This is a genomic window from Bradyrhizobium sp. CCBAU 51627, from assembly GCF_028128765.1.
Lineage (GTDB): Bacteria > Pseudomonadota > Alphaproteobacteria > Rhizobiales > Xanthobacteraceae > Bradyrhizobium.
The window spans coordinates 1475468-1488687 of record NZ_LBJG01000024.1 but is presented as its reverse complement, the minus strand read 5'-3'; the positions used below and the strand labels follow the sequence as shown (position 1 = coordinate 1488687).

The 13220-nt window shown below is 63.7% G+C and carries 12 protein-coding genes; 6 read left to right on the top strand and 6 right to left on the bottom strand.

The annotated features are described in order from the left end of the window. The first annotated feature begins 86 nt into the window (after positions 1-86). Positions 87-1709, top strand: a complete 1623-nt coding sequence (locus XH88_RS21775; protein ID WP_271670288.1) for an inorganic phosphate transporter — start codon at positions 87-89, stop codon at positions 1707-1709. Positions 1710-1780: 71 nt separating this feature from the next. On the opposite strand, the gene XH88_RS21770 is transcribed toward XH88_RS21775, so the two are convergent. After that, positions 1781-2953, bottom strand: coding sequence for a M20 aminoacylase family protein (locus XH88_RS21770; protein ID WP_271670287.1), 1173 nt, complete (start codon positions 2951-2953; stop codon positions 1781-1783). Positions 2954-3129: 176 nt separating this feature from the next. On the opposite strand from XH88_RS21770, the gene XH88_RS21765 reads away from it, so the two are divergent. Next, positions 3130-4749 (top strand): GMC family oxidoreductase, encoded by a 1620-nt coding sequence (locus XH88_RS21765; RefSeq protein WP_271670286.1) that lies wholly within the window; start codon positions 3130-3132, stop codon positions 4747-4749. Between the two features lie 16 nt (positions 4750-4765). On the opposite strand, the gene XH88_RS21760 is transcribed toward XH88_RS21765, so the two are convergent. From XH88_RS21760 to XH88_RS21745, 4 genes are all read right to left on the bottom strand, one after another. Further along, entirely contained in the window at positions 4766-5998 is a 1233-nt protein-coding gene (locus tag XH88_RS21760; protein WP_271670285.1) for an ABC transporter permease, read from the bottom strand. A gap of 25 nt (positions 5999-6023) precedes the next feature. Continuing rightward, positions 6024-6722, bottom strand: a complete 699-nt coding sequence (locus XH88_RS21755; protein WP_271670284.1) for an ABC transporter ATP-binding protein — start codon at positions 6720-6722, stop codon at positions 6024-6026. Positions 6723-6748: 26 nt separating this feature from the next. Then, entirely contained in the window at positions 6749-7963 is a 1215-nt protein-coding gene (locus XH88_RS21750; RefSeq protein ID WP_271670283.1) for an efflux RND transporter periplasmic adaptor subunit, read from the bottom strand. Between the two features lie 662 nt (positions 7964-8625). After that, positions 8626-8763, bottom strand: coding sequence for a hypothetical protein (locus XH88_RS21745; RefSeq protein ID WP_271670282.1), 138 nt, complete (start codon positions 8761-8763; stop codon positions 8626-8628). A 99-nt stretch (positions 8764-8862) separates the two neighbouring features. On the opposite strand from XH88_RS21745, the gene XH88_RS21740 reads away from it, so the two are divergent. The 4 genes from XH88_RS21740 to XH88_RS21725 all read left to right on the top strand — a co-directional run bounded on the left by XH88_RS21740 (position 8863) and on the right by XH88_RS21725 (position 11598). Then, positions 8863-9807: a metallophosphoesterase family protein gene (locus tag XH88_RS21740; RefSeq protein ID WP_271670281.1), complete on the top strand. Its 945-nt coding sequence runs from the start codon at positions 8863-8865 to the stop codon at positions 9805-9807. Between the two features lie 24 nt (positions 9808-9831). After that, positions 9832-10161: a cupredoxin domain-containing protein gene (locus tag XH88_RS21735; RefSeq protein ID WP_271670280.1), complete on the top strand. Its 330-nt coding sequence runs from the start codon at positions 9832-9834 to the stop codon at positions 10159-10161. Between the two features lie 127 nt (positions 10162-10288). Beyond that, positions 10289-10837 (top strand): sigma-70 family RNA polymerase sigma factor, encoded by a 549-nt coding sequence (locus XH88_RS21730; RefSeq protein ID WP_271670279.1) that lies wholly within the window; start codon positions 10289-10291, stop codon positions 10835-10837. Continuing rightward, positions 10834-11598: an anti-sigma factor family protein gene (locus XH88_RS21725; protein WP_271670278.1), complete on the top strand. Its 765-nt coding sequence runs from the start codon at positions 10834-10836 to the stop codon at positions 11596-11598. The genes XH88_RS21730 and XH88_RS21725 overlap by 4 nt, the downstream gene beginning before the upstream one ends. Before the next feature lie 119 nt (positions 11599-11717). Here XH88_RS21725 and hpnO read toward each other — a convergent pair whose 3' ends face one another. After that, entirely contained in the window at positions 11718-13109 is a 1392-nt protein-coding gene (gene hpnO, locus XH88_RS21720; RefSeq protein ID WP_271670277.1) for an aminobacteriohopanetriol synthase HpnO, read from the bottom strand. Between the last annotated feature and the right edge of the window lie 111 nt (positions 13110-13220).

Sequence of the window (13220 nt, the reverse complement as noted above, 5' to 3'; positions counted from 1 at the left end):
GCGTCATTGCATTCATCCGCCGTCATTTCAACCGCCTGTCACATGCCGCGCGCAAAATCGGGGCCTTGGGACAGGAGAAATTTCCAATGAGTGACGTTGCATTGCCGGGCTCCATCGAGCCGGCCTTGAGCAAGGGGCCCGACCTCAATCGCGGATTCCATCCGCTCACCGGCGTGATCTACATGGGGGTGATCGCGGCCGCATTGCTCTTCGTCGCTTACAGCATTTGGATCGACGTCGATGCCACCGGCACGCAGGTCAAGACGTTCGCTCCCTTCCTCCTGCTCTTCATCGCGCTCCTGATCGCGCTCGGCTTCGAGTTCGTGAACGGCTTCCACGACACCGCCAACGCGGTTGCGACCGTGATCTATACCCGCTCGCTGCCGGCCCACGTCGCCGTGGTCTGGTCCGGCATGTTCAACCTGTTCGGCGTGCTGCTGTCCTCGGGCGCGGTCGCGTTCGGCATCGTCTCGCTGCTCCCGGTCGAGCTGATCCTCCAGGTCGGCTCCAGCGCCGGTTTCGCGATGGTGTTCGCGCTGCTGATCGCCGCCATCATCTGGAACGTCGGCACCTGGTATTTCGGCCTGCCGGCCTCGAGCTCGCACACCCTGATCGGCTCGATCATGGGCGTCGGCATTATAAACGCGGTCCTGCATGGCCGCAGCGGCACCTCCGGCGTCGATTGGACCCAGGCCATCAACATCGGCAAGGCGCTGCTGCTGTCGCCGCTGTTCGGTTTCGCTCTCGCCGCCGGCCTGCTGCTGGTCCTGCGCACGGTCCTGCTGCGCGCGACTCCCGCCCTGTTCGGTGAGCCGAAGGGCGACCAGCCGCCGCCGTGGTGGATCCGGGGCATCCTGATCCTCACCTGCACGCTGGTGAGCTTCTTCCACGGCTCCAATGACGGCCAGAAGGGCATGGGCCTGATCATGCTGATCCTGATCGGCACCGTCCCGACCGCCTACGCGCTCAACCGCGCGCTGCCGGAGAGCCAGATCGCCGCGTTCAGCCAGAATTCGGAGGCCGCCAGCAAGATCATCGAAGCCAAGGCCGCCGGCTACAGCGTGATCGGCAATCCGCGCCCCGCCGTGACCAACTACGTCGCGCAACACGAGGTCAACGGCGGCACGTTCCCGTCGCTCGCCGTGCTCGTGCGCGACATCGCGAAGCAGGTGACCACCTACGGCTCGCTTGCGAAGGTGCCGGCCGAGCTCGTCGGCAACACCCGCAACGACATGTATCTCGTCTCGGAAGCGCTTCGCTTCCTGATGAAGGACAGGGAAGCCGAGCTCAGCGCCGCTGAGGTCACCGTGCTCACCGCCTACAAGGGCTCGCTCGACAGCGCCACGAAGTTCATCCCCGGCTGGGTGAAGATCGCGGTCGCCATTGCGCTTGGCCTCGGCACCATGGTCGGCTGGAAGCGCATCGTCGTCACAGTCGGCGAGAAGATCGGCAAGACCCACCTGACCTATGCGCAGGGCGCCTGCGCCGAGATCACCGCGGCTGCCACCATCGCTGCCGCCGACGTCTACGGCCTGCCGGTCTCGACCACCCACGTGCTGTCATCAGGCATCGCGGGCGCCATGGCCGCCAACGGCTCGGGCCTGCAATGGGCCACGATCCGCAACATCGCCATGGCCTGGGTGCTGACCCTGCCGGCCGCAATGCTGATCTCGGGCGTGCTCTATTATCTGTTCTCGCACCTGTTCTGAGCCGAGACACGGCATAGGAAGCAAAAGGGCCCGCGCGGTGCACGGGCCCTTCTCATTCGTGCCTCAGCGCATCAAGACGCCGCGAGCTGTTCCTCGACGAGCTTGACCCAGTAGGAGGTGCCGAACACGATCGCCTCGTCGTTGAAATTATAGGCAGGGTGGTGCAGGCCGGCGCTGTCGCCGTTGCCGCAGAAGATGAAGGCGCCGGGACGCGCTTCCAGCATGTAGGCAAAGTCCTCGCCGCCCATCAGCGGCGGCATCTCGAGCACATTGGCCTCGCCTGCCACCTGCTTGGCAATGCGCGTCGCGATTTCGGTCTCCGCGGCGTGGTTGTTCACGACGGGATAACCGCGCTTGTAGTGCAGATCGATCTTTGCGCCGGTGATCTGGGCGACGCCCGCCACGACTTCGCGCACGCGCTTCTCGACCAGCTTGCGCACGTCGGGCGTCAGTGTGCGGATCGTGCCCCTCAGCGTCGCGGTTTGCGGAATGACGTTACGGGCATTGCCGGCGTGGAATTCGCAGATCGAGATCACGGCCGATTCCAGTGGATCGACGCTGCGCGCGACGATCGACTGCAAGGCGGTGATCAGCTGCGCGCCCACGAGAACGGAATCGATGGATTTGTGGGGACGCGCGGCGTGGCCACCAAGGCCCTCGATCATGAAGTCGACCTCGTCGGTCGACGCCATGATCGGGCCGGGCCGGATCGCGAATGAGCCGATCGGAATGCCCGGGCCGTTATGCATGCCGTAGACCTGCTCGATGCCGAAACGCTCCATCATGCCGTCCTTGACCATCGCCGCGCCGCCGGCGCCGCCTTCCTCGGCCGGTTGGAAGATCACGATGGCATCGCCGGCGAAGTTGCGGGTTTCGGCGAGATAACGCGCAGCCCCGAGCAGCATCGCGGTGTGGCCGTCATGGCCGCAGGCGTGCATCTTGCCCGGAGTCTTGGATGCGTAAGGCAGGTTGGTTTGCTCCTCGACAGGGAGAGCATCCATATCGGCGCGCAAGCCGATCGCCTTGAGACCCTCCCCGGGCGGCTTGCTGCCCTTGATCACCCCAACCACACCGGTCTGGCCGATGCCGGTGACGACCTCGTCGCAGCCGAACTCGCGCAGACGATCGGCAACGAATGCTGCGGTGCGGTGAACGTCGTAGAGCAGCTCGGGATACTGGTGGATGTCCCGCCGCCAGGCCTGGATGTCGGGTTGAAGGTCGGCGACGCGGTTCACGATCGGCATGGAGGAGTCTCAAGCTTTGTTGAAAATACAGGACTGTCTACCATGCAAGCGCCAGTCCACCTAACTCCCGCAGATCGAGGGTAGTTCTGCCCCCTGCTCATGGCAGGGCTTGTCCCGGTGGTGGCTGTCTGCCTATTAGAGCGGAACGTTTAGGGACCATCCGGGGTGGAAGCAGAATGCCAAGACGGCTCGAAGGTGAGTTTGATTATATTGTCGTGGGCGCCGGCACGGCCGGCTGCATCCTTGCGAACCGCCTCTCGGCCGAGCCCAAAAATCGCGTCCTCATTCTGGAGGCCGGGGGGGACGACAACTGGATCTGGTTCCACATTCCGGTCGGCTATCTCTTCGCGATCGGCAATCCGCGCTCGGACTGGATGTTCAAGACCGAAGCCGAGCCGGGACTGAACGGCCGCGCGCTCGCCTATCCCCGCGGCAAGGTGATCGGGGGCTGCTCGGCGATCAATGCCATGATCTCGATGCGCGGGCAGGCCGCCGACTACGACCACTGGCGCCAGCTCGGCATGACCGGCTGGGGCTATGATGACGTGCTGCCGCTGTTCAAGCGGCTGGAGGATCACTTCCTAGGCGCGAGCGAGCATCACGGCGCCGGCGGCGGCTGGCGCATCGAGGCGCCACGGCTGTCCTGGGCCGTTCTCGATGCCGTTGGCGATGCCGCAGAGGAAATGGGCATCAAGCGCATTCCGGATTTCAACACCGGCGACAACGAAGGCACGAGCTATTTCCACGTCAACCAGAAGCGCGGCCGGCGCTGGTCGTCGGCCCGCGGATTCCTCAAACCGGTGCTGAACCGCCCCAATCTGCGGCTCGAGAAGCATGTGCTGGTCGACCGCCTTATCATCGAGCAGGGCCGCGCCGTCGGTGTGCGCTTCATCCAGAACGGCGAGATCATCGAGGCACGCGCGAGGCGCGAGGTGATCCTCTCGGCAGGTGCGATCGGCTCCGTGCAGGTGCTGCATCGCTCCGGCATTGGTCCCGCCGACTGGCTGTCGCCCCTTGGCATCGACATCGTGATGGAGAAACCCGGTGTGGGGCGCAATCTGCAGGATCATCTCCAGCAGCGCGCGATCTACAAGGTCGCGGGCGTGCGGACGCTGAACGAGACCTATTACAACCTCTTCCGCCGTGGCCTGATGGGCCTCGACTATGCCTTCCGCCGCCGCGGTCCGCTGACCATGGCGCCGTCGCAACTCGGCATCTTCACGCGCTCCGACGCAACGCGTGCGCGCGCCAACATCCAGTTCCACGTGCAACCGCTGTCGCTCGACAAGTTCGGCGATCCGCTGCACCGCTTCCCCGCGATCACGGTGAGCGCCTGCAATCTCCAGCCGACCTCGCGCGGCACCGTGCGCCTGCGCTCGGCAACACCGGACGAAAAGCCGATCATCGCGCCGAATTACCTTTCGACCGACGACGACCGCCAGGTCGCCGCCGACGCCATCCGCACCACGCGCCGCCTGATGCGGCAAAAGGCGCTGGCAAAGTATCGCCCGACCGAATATCTGCCCGGCCCCTCCGTCGGCGATGACGACGCCTCGCTTGCAAAAGCCGCTGGCGACATCGGCACCACCATCTTCCATCCTGTCGGCACCGCGAAGATGGGAACGGCGAACGATCCGATGGCGGTGGTCGACGAGCGGCTGCGCTTCTACGGCCTCGGCGGCTTGCGCATCGTCGATGCCTCGATCATGCCGACCATCACCTCGGGCAATACCAACACGCCGACGGCGATGATCGCAGAGAAAGGGGCAACGATGATCTTGGAGGATGCGCGATAAAGACCACGCGGGGCGACTACGCAGATCTTAGTACGACGGCCGGGTCCAAACGCGCGGCCCGCTCCGCGGGCAGCAGACCGAAAACGGTCCCGGCAAGACCGGAGCAGGCGATCGCGATCAACGCCATCGCCCCGTTGAACTCGATGGGCCACCCCAGCACCGAAGGGACCACACGCGCACACACATAGCCAACGATCAGTCCTAACAGACCGCCGATCGTGCAGAGGAGCACCGCTTCCAGCAGGAACTGTCGACGGATGTCCTGCGGTCGGGCACCGAATGCCAGTCGAATGCCAATTTCACCGATCCGTTCGGTCACCGACACGAGCATGATGTTCATCACCCCGATGCCGCCGACCAGCAGCGAGATTCCTGCCAGCGTGGACACCAGTAACGTGAACTGGCGATAAGCCCGGTCACGGGTCTGGGCGACCTGAACAAGGTTCTGGATCCGGAAATCGTCGACCTTGCGCCCGACGATCTTGTGACGTTGTCTCAGGACGCGCGCAATCGCGGTTTCTGCGGCGGGCATCGACAGGGCGGATTCGGTTTTCACCAATATCGAATGCACAGCGTCGGGATTGGCCTGACTGCGTCCAACGGTGAAGATTCTCGCCGACGACAGCGGAATGAACATGACGTCATCCTGGTCTCGGCCGGTGAAATCCTGCCCCTTCTCGGCAAGCGTTCCGATCACGAGATAGGACGAATGTTCGATACGAATGAAACCACCAATTGGGTCTCTGCCTCGGAACAGCTCACGCGCGACCGTGCCGCCAATGACGGCTACTTTTGCGGCCGACGCGAGCTGGTCGTCGTTGAACAGCTGACCTTCTGCCAGCCTCCACCCCCGTGCTTCAAAAAAAGCCGGCGTGACGCCGGCAACAAGCGTCGACCAGTTCAGATCTCCGGATATCGTCGTCTTCTGCTCGCCGACGAATGGTGCAGCGATAACAACATCGGGGACCTCGCGGGCGACGGCGATTGCATCGCCCGTCGTGAGCGAAAGGATGGTACCCGCTTGCTGCCGGACCCCCTCCGCGAGCTGTGCGCCGGGCTGCACGAGCAGCAGATTTGATCCAAGCGAGCTGATCTGCCGCGAAATCTCAGCCCGGGCGCCCTCCGCCACCGCGACCACGATCAGGACGGCAGCGATACCAATGACGATGCCGGTCACCGCGAGAATGGAGCGCAATAGGTGCACACGCACCGACCGAGACGCCAGATAGATGTAACTGAACGTTCGCATTGGAGCCTCACGCCAGTCAAAGCTCTCAAGGTGCAATCACGTCTTGTTCCTGATTGCCGAGAATCACACCGTCCCGCAGCCTGATCGTGCGCCGTGCACACGCCGCGACCTCGGAATCGTGGGTCACGAGCACAATCGTGAGACCTGCGCGCTGCAGTTCACCGAGAAGCGCGAGAATGGCATCGCGCGTGATCGTATCCAGCGCCCCGGTCGGCTCGTCGGCCAGGAGAAGGTCCGGACCGTTGACGATCGCCCGCGCGACGGCAACGCGCTGCTGCTCGCCCCCCGAAAGCTGGGCCGGCACATGGTGCATTCGGTCACCCAGCCCCACCTGCTCGAGCGCAGCGCGTGCCCGTGCAGTCGGATTCCGCAGCGGCTCGCGCCGGTAGAACAACGGCAAGCCGACGTTCTCGAGCGCGCTCAGCCGCGGCAGCAAGTTGAAGCTTTGAAAGATGAACCCGATGCGCCGGTTTCGCAGCTCGCTCAAGCGCCCCTTCGACTGCACGAAGACATCTTCGTCATCGAGAAGATAGCGCCCGCGCGATGGATGATCGAGGCAACCGAGGATCGAAAGCAACGTCGATTTTCCCGATCCTGATGGGCCCATGATCGCGACGAACTCTCCACGATTGATCTTCAGGCTTACATCAAGCAATGCGTGAACGATTCGATCACCGAGCCGGTGTTGCTTGTGGATATGATCGAGGATGACGAGCGATCGCATGCGCTGACCGGCCGACCGGCTCCAATCTAGGGTTTGCTCCGATAACCGATGGCGACCTGTTCGCCTATTTTGACGTCTGGCGACCGGATCTCCGTAAGCGAATCTCCGCTTGCCCCCAGCGACACCGTAGCTGGAGCCAACTGCCCCGATTTCGAGCGGACCCAGATCACCCCCTGACCGGCGACCGCGTTGCTTCCCCCGTCCCGGGTCGGACGAAAACTCAGTGCGGCGTTGGGAACCACCATCGCGTCCTGATGCTCCTGAACCAGAATGCGGACATCGGCAGTCATTCCGGGAAGCAGCAAGTCGTCCGGATTGGGCGCCGAAATCATCACGGTATAGGTCACCACGTTTTGCACCATCCGTGCGGCCTTCCGAATCTCGAGCACGCGCCCCTCGAATGCGCGACCTGGATAGGAATCGACGCCGAACAAAACACGTTGCCCGGTTCGCACTCCGCCGATATCGGCTTCGCTGACGAACGCATTGACACGCATGTCCGACAGATCACGCGCGATGGTAAAGAGCGTCGGCGCCTGTAGACTCGCAGCCACCGTCTGGCCAAGCTCGACGCTGCGCCGAATGACGACCCCGTCGATTGGTGACTTGATGATGCTTCGTTCGAGGTCAAGTCGAGCACGTTCGAGGGAAGCGCGCGCAACCATGACTCCGGCCGCGCGTATCTGCTCGCGTGCCTTCGCCGCCGTTAGTTCGGCGGCGAGCGACCGGGCCGCCATCTGCGCTCGTTCCGCGTCGCGTTGGGAAACACTGCCATTCTTGCTGAGCGCGGTCTTGATCTGAAGGTCTCGCGAGGCGTCATCGTAGTGTGCCTGCGCACCCTCAACGGTTGCCTTGGCTTCCTCATGCTGTGCTTGGGCAACCGCGAGCGCGGCTTCGGCTTCCCTGAGCGCAACGTCGAAGGTCGCGCTATCAAGCGCAGCGAGCGGTTCGCCCGCCCGAACGAGAGAGTTGTGGTCGGCCATCAGCTTGGCGACCTGGCCCGACAACTGCGAGCTGACCTCGACGGTGTCAACAGCTTCGAGCGTGCCGGCGGCCGTGACGTTCTGAACGACGTTGTCGCGTGTGATGCTGACGTAGCGCAGATTATCGAGATCCTCCCCGACCGCAGAAAGCGGGCTGTCCGGTCCCCACAGCGGATATGCAACGACAATCACCGCGCCTCCAAGTGCTGCGCGCAGCAGAAGGCCTCGGAGCAGGCTTGGCTGGTGGTCCCTGCGCATGATGCTCTCGCCGCGCAATTCATGCGGCGCTCCATGCTGAGGCACACGCTATCATTCCTATGGCATTACCGCAGGCGGCGTGATCAGACCCTGAGCCTAAGATCTGACCACCACCGCCTCTCGTAACCCTGCATGGAGCATCACGTAAGCCCTCTCGCCTGACGCGACGCTCCAGAGAGCGCAACCGAGCCCGCGCATCCTACGGCAAGCAAGCGACGTCGTATTGGGAAACGGCGGCCGTGGAATTTGCGTTCGCCGCCGATGCCGTGCCCGGATTTCCCGCGTAGACATTGCCCGCCTGCCCTATCGGGTTGAACGGCGACCCTGCCGCTGTATTAGCGTTGCCCGGAGTGTTAATGCCGGCACCACTCGTGGTACAGCTGAATCCGTGATTGGAACCGTGCTGCCCGGTCGTGGGATTTTGGGCAGGTTTGGTGGGCGCGCCGGCGCCCAACGCAATGCCGGCTGACGGAAGCAGCAGGCAGGCACCGATTGCGAGAGTAGCTAACGCGTGTTTCATGTCTGCACTCCCTTTCAAGACCATGCGCATTGAAGACAGTTGCTTGGAGACATCGCGCACAGCGTATTGGCCAACGATGCCTGAATGCCGCTGATCGTCCGCGGTTCCAAAGTCTCGCCGAATAGAGCTCAAACTCTTCGAGTTAAGTTCTGACATAGACGTCAGAATCGTCGATCGCCGGCATCCAGATGCCGATCGCAATGATCGCAGCAAATGCGCGGCGATGGTCTTGGACGCGCGCTAACCCTTGGGCAACGACCTTGCGTGGTGTCCGGGACACCAGATTCTCCTCACGAAAACGTCATCGCTCCCAGGAATAAACCGGCCCCTCCCCCGATCACCTCCCCAAAGCCCAATTCCGGGCCAAAGGAGACGTGCGATGAGCGGACACGATCACGGGGAAGACGGCGTCAGCCGCCGCAAGGTGTTGGAATGCATGACCTGGGCCGGCACCGGGGTGCTCTGGACCATCACGGGCGGCGTGCCGCGCTCGCTCGGCATCATCGATTCGGCTGAGGCCGCAACCGCCACTGCCCCCGGCATGACCTTCCTCCAGATCAGTGACAGCCATGTCGGCTTCGACAAGCCGGCCAACCCCAATGCGCTGGGGACGCTGGAGGAAGCCGTGGGCAAGATCAATGCGATGCCGATCAGGCCGTCGTTCATGATCCACACTGGCGACATCAGCCATCTGTCCAAGGCCTCCGAATTCGACAATGCCGACCGCATCATCTCGCAGTCCAAGCTGGACGTGCACTACGTGCCCGGCGAGCATGACTTCCTCGACGAGGAAGTGAAGTTTTATCGCGAGCGCTACGGCCGCGGCACCAAGGGTGCGGGCTGGTACTCCTTCGACGCCGGCGGCGTGCATTTCGTCGGTCTCGTCAATGTCGTCGACCTCAAGGCTGGCGGTCTCGGCAACCTCGGCGCGGAGCAGCTCGCCTGGCTCGAGGACGATCTCCGCGGCAAGTCGAAATCCACGCCTATCGTCTTGTTCGCACACATTCCGCTCTGGACCGTCTATCCGGAATGGGGCTGGGGCACCGAGGATGGCGGCCGCGCGCTCGAATACGTCAAGGGCTTCGGCTCGGTCACCGTGCTCAACGGCCACATCCACCAAGTGATGCAGAAGGTCGAGGGCAACGTCACCTTCCACACCGCGCGTTCGACCGCCTTCCCACAACCGGCGCCGGGCACCGCCCCCTCGCCGGGACCGATGAAGGTCGAGGACGCCAAGCTCCGCTCGATGCTCGGGGTCGCCAGCGTCAACTTCAAGCAGAACGAGCAGCGGCTCGCGATCATCGACACGCCGCTCCAAGGTTGATCAACCGCTGAAGAGAAGCTGACCATGAAGACACTCAACCGCCGCGACTTCGCTGTCGCCGTGGCCGCGGCCATCCTGCTGCCGGCCACAACCGCCCGTGCCGACGACTCCAACATGGAGGTGCATATCGACAATTTCGTCTTCCAGCCCCCGGAGCTCAAGATCAAGGTCGGCACGACCGTGACCTGGACCAACCGGGACGACATCCCCCACACCGTGGTGTCGGCCGGCAAGTTCAGGTCCAAGACCCTGGACACCGACGACAAATTCTCCTTCACCTTCACCGATGCGGGCGACTACAAGTATTTTTGTTCGTTGCACCCGCACATGACCGGGATGATCAAGGTTGAGTAACGTCTCCAACCAAGGCATCTCTGTCTTGCCCGGCCGGTGGTCCCACGCCGGCCGGGCTCGCGTGCCTTCGGTCAGGCCCAAAGGCGCAACAAGTTACGAAACGCAGCAAGAGGCAAAGCAAGAGGCGATGCCGGCAAGCGACGATTTCCAGAAGGCGCAACGCTTCCGCGAGGCGGCCCTGCCCTATCTCGACGACGTCTACACACTCGCACGCTATCTGCTGCGCGACGCCTCCGACGCGGAGGACGCGGTGCAGGAATGCTATTTGCGTGCGCTGAAGCACTTCGACAGCTATCGCGGCCCGGCCATGAAGCCGTGGCTGTTCGCGATCCTGCGCAATGTCTGCAACGCCGAATATGCCAGGCGCGCGCACTCGCACGCCGCAATCGAGGACACACCCGGTGCGGCCGACCAGACGCCGATGTGGCAGGAGAGCGAGGCGAGCCCGGAGACCGAAGTGCTGCGCAGCCGCGACGCCGGCGCCGTCCGAAAGATGATCGAGGCGCTGGCCGAGCCGTTCAAGGAAACCTTCGTGCTGCGGGAGATCAACAACCTGTCCTATCGTGAAATTGCAGAAGCCGTCGGCGCCCCTGTGGGCACCGTGATGTCCCGCCTCGCCCGCGCCCGCGCCATGCTGCGCGCGGCCTGGACGGCGGAAGAGGAGCACTCGAAATGACCTGCGACGAAGCACAAATCCTGCTTCACGCGCTGCTCGACAACGAGCTCGATGCCGGCCATACGCGCGAGGTCGAGGCCCATATCGCCAGTTGTCCGGCCTGCGCGGCCGAGTTCGCGGCACAGCGCGAGATGAAGCGCGTGCTGGCCGACACCAAGCTGCGCTATAGCGCGCCGGCCAGCTTGCGTGCCCGTATCGAGGCCTCGATCCCGCAAGCGCGGCCGCAGCCGAGCCGTCGTTCCGTGCTGCGCGGATTCGCGATGGGGTCAGCGGTTTCGGCGCTCGCCGCCACCGGCATCGTCGCCGTGGTGCTGCGCCAGGACGATCAGCAGCGCATCCTCTCGGAGGTCGTCTCCGCGCATCTGCGCTCGCTCCAGGCCGGCCATCTCATCGACGTCGTTTCGACCGACCAGCACACGGTGAAGCCGTGGTTCAACGGCAAGCTCGACGTCGCCCCGCCCGTGATCGATCTCACCGCGCAAGGTTTTACGCTGGTCGGCGGCCGGCTCGACTATGTCGACGGCCGCGCCATCGGTGCGGTCGTCTACAAGCGCCGACAGCACGTGATCAACCTGTTCGTTGCGCAGACATCGAGCACCGAGCATCGGCCGCCGAAGACGCAGACCATGCAGGGCTTCAACTGCCGCCGCTGGGGCGAGCGTGGCCTCAACTTCTGGGCTGTCAGCGACATCGGCGCCGACGAGCTCACCGAGTTCGTCGACAAGTTCGAGGCGGCGATGAGGGCGAATGTGGAGGGGTAGCTTTAGCCGGCACCGTCACTGCAAGCAGCGAAGCGACGAGGTAGTCCAGGCCGCCGCTTCCGCGGAGACGGTCTTCGCTTCGCTCGCAATGGCGATTGCCGAGGTGCCTCGGCAAGAGATCAGGCCGACCGCCGCACCGCGTTGTCCACCAACGTCTTGCCAAGCGACCAGATCGCGCCGGGGACCTTGTGGCTGCCGGCGATGACGTCGTCGAAGGAGCGCTCGATCCAGCTGCAGTCCTCTTCGGTGATGGTGAGCGGCGGCAGCAGCTTGATGGTGTGGCTGCCGTGGCCTGCGACCTGCGTCAGGATCTTGTGATCCTTGAACAGCGGCACCGTGATGAGCTGGCAAAACAGGCCCTTGTTGGCGGCCTCCAGCACGTTCCAGGACGCCCGCAGCCGCAGCGATTTCGGCGGACCGAACTCGATGCCGATCATCAGGCCCTTGCCGCGCACTTCCTTCATCAGCTCGTAGCCGGGCACCATACGCGTCAGCGCCAGGCGAAGCTCGGCGCCGCGTTTGGCGGCGGATTCGATCAGCTTCTCCGATTCCATCACGTCGAGCGTGGCAATGCCCGCAGCCATCGCAAGGTCGTTCTTGGAGAAGGTCGAACCGTGCACCACGGCGCGGTCCATCTGGTTGAATATCTTGTCGAAGATGTTCTTGCGCGTGAGCACGGCACCAACAGGCACGTGGCCGCCCGACAGGGACTTCGACAGCAGCACCATGTCGGGCTCGACGTTCCAGTGCTCGACCGCCAGGAAGCGGCCGGTGCGGCCCATGCCGGTCTGGATCTCGTCGGCGACGAACAGCGTGCCATACTTCTTGCAGAGCGCGGCCGCGCCCGGCAGGAACTCGTCGGAGGGCATGTTGACGCCCTTGCCCTGGATCGGCTCGACGACGAAGGCCGCGACCTCGCGCGAGGCCAGCGCCTTCTCCAGCGCGACCAGATCGTTGAATGGAACCGGGGTGCAGCCCGGCAGCAGCGGCTCGAAGCCGGTGCGGAAGTTCGAATCACCGGTCAGCGACAGCGCGCCATAGGTCAGGCCGTGATAGCCATGGGCGCAGTAGACGATGCCAGGGCGGCCGGTGGCGCCGCGCGCGAACTTGATCGCGGCCTCGACGCACTCGGCACCGGAATTGGCGAAGAACGCTTTGTCGAGATAGGGAACGTATTTCAGCAGCCGCTCGGCCAGTACGCCCGCCAGCGTCGAGACGTCGAACTGGACGAGATTGGGCAGATCGGCGTCGAGCACGCTTTTCAGCGCCTCGCGCATCACTGGATGATTGCGCCCGATTGCGAACACGCCAAAGCCGGACAGGAGGTCAAGATAGCGCGCCCCCTCGCGATCGTAGAGGTACTGCCCCTGCCCCTTCTGGAAGCCGACGTCGTAGCCGATGGTTTTGAGAACCCGGACGAACTGCTCGTTCAGGTACCGATTATGCAGGGCGCTGCGCTGGGCCTGACGGTCCGCGAACAGCTGGGACATGTCTGGATTTGGACTGTTCATCCGCTACATACTTCGGTTGAGGGCCGCTTCGTCAACTGAAAACGGTCAGCGAGCGGAAAAGGGTCTGTGCGGCCTTTTGCCCTTTTTCGGACCATCTTCGCAAGCACAGCT

Coding starts and splice junctions, on each gene's coding strand:
- XH88_RS21760 (WP_271670285.1), bottom strand. CDS start 5,998: ATGCGAACGTTCAGTTACATCTATCTGGCGTCTCGGTCGGTGCGTGTG.
- XH88_RS21740 (WP_271670281.1), top strand. CDS start 8,863: ATGAGCGGACACGATCACGGGGAAGACGGCGTCAGCCGCCGCAAGGTG.
- XH88_RS21730 (WP_271670279.1), top strand. CDS start 10,289: ATGCCGGCAAGCGACGATTTCCAGAAGGCGCAACGCTTCCGCGAGGCG.
- XH88_RS21775 (WP_271670288.1), top strand. CDS start 87: ATGAGTGACGTTGCATTGCCGGGCTCCATCGAGCCGGCCTTGAGCAAG.
- XH88_RS21725 (WP_271670278.1), top strand. CDS start 10,834: ATGACCTGCGACGAAGCACAAATCCTGCTTCACGCGCTGCTCGACAAC.
- XH88_RS21765 (WP_271670286.1), top strand. CDS start 3,130: ATGCCAAGACGGCTCGAAGGTGAGTTTGATTATATTGTCGTGGGCGCC.
- XH88_RS21750 (WP_271670283.1), bottom strand. CDS start 7,963: ATGCGCAGGGACCACCAGCCAAGCCTGCTCCGAGGCCTTCTGCTGCGC.
- hpnO (WP_271670277.1), bottom strand. CDS start 13,109: ATGAACAGTCCAAATCCAGACATGTCCCAGCTGTTCGCGGACCGTCAG.
- XH88_RS21735 (WP_271670280.1), top strand. CDS start 9,832: ATGAAGACACTCAACCGCCGCGACTTCGCTGTCGCCGTGGCCGCGGCC.
- XH88_RS21770 (WP_271670287.1), bottom strand. CDS start 2,953: ATGCCGATCGTGAACCGCGTCGCCGACCTTCAACCCGACATCCAGGCC.
- XH88_RS21755 (WP_271670284.1), bottom strand. CDS start 6,722: ATGCGATCGCTCGTCATCCTCGATCATATCCACAAGCAACACCGGCTC.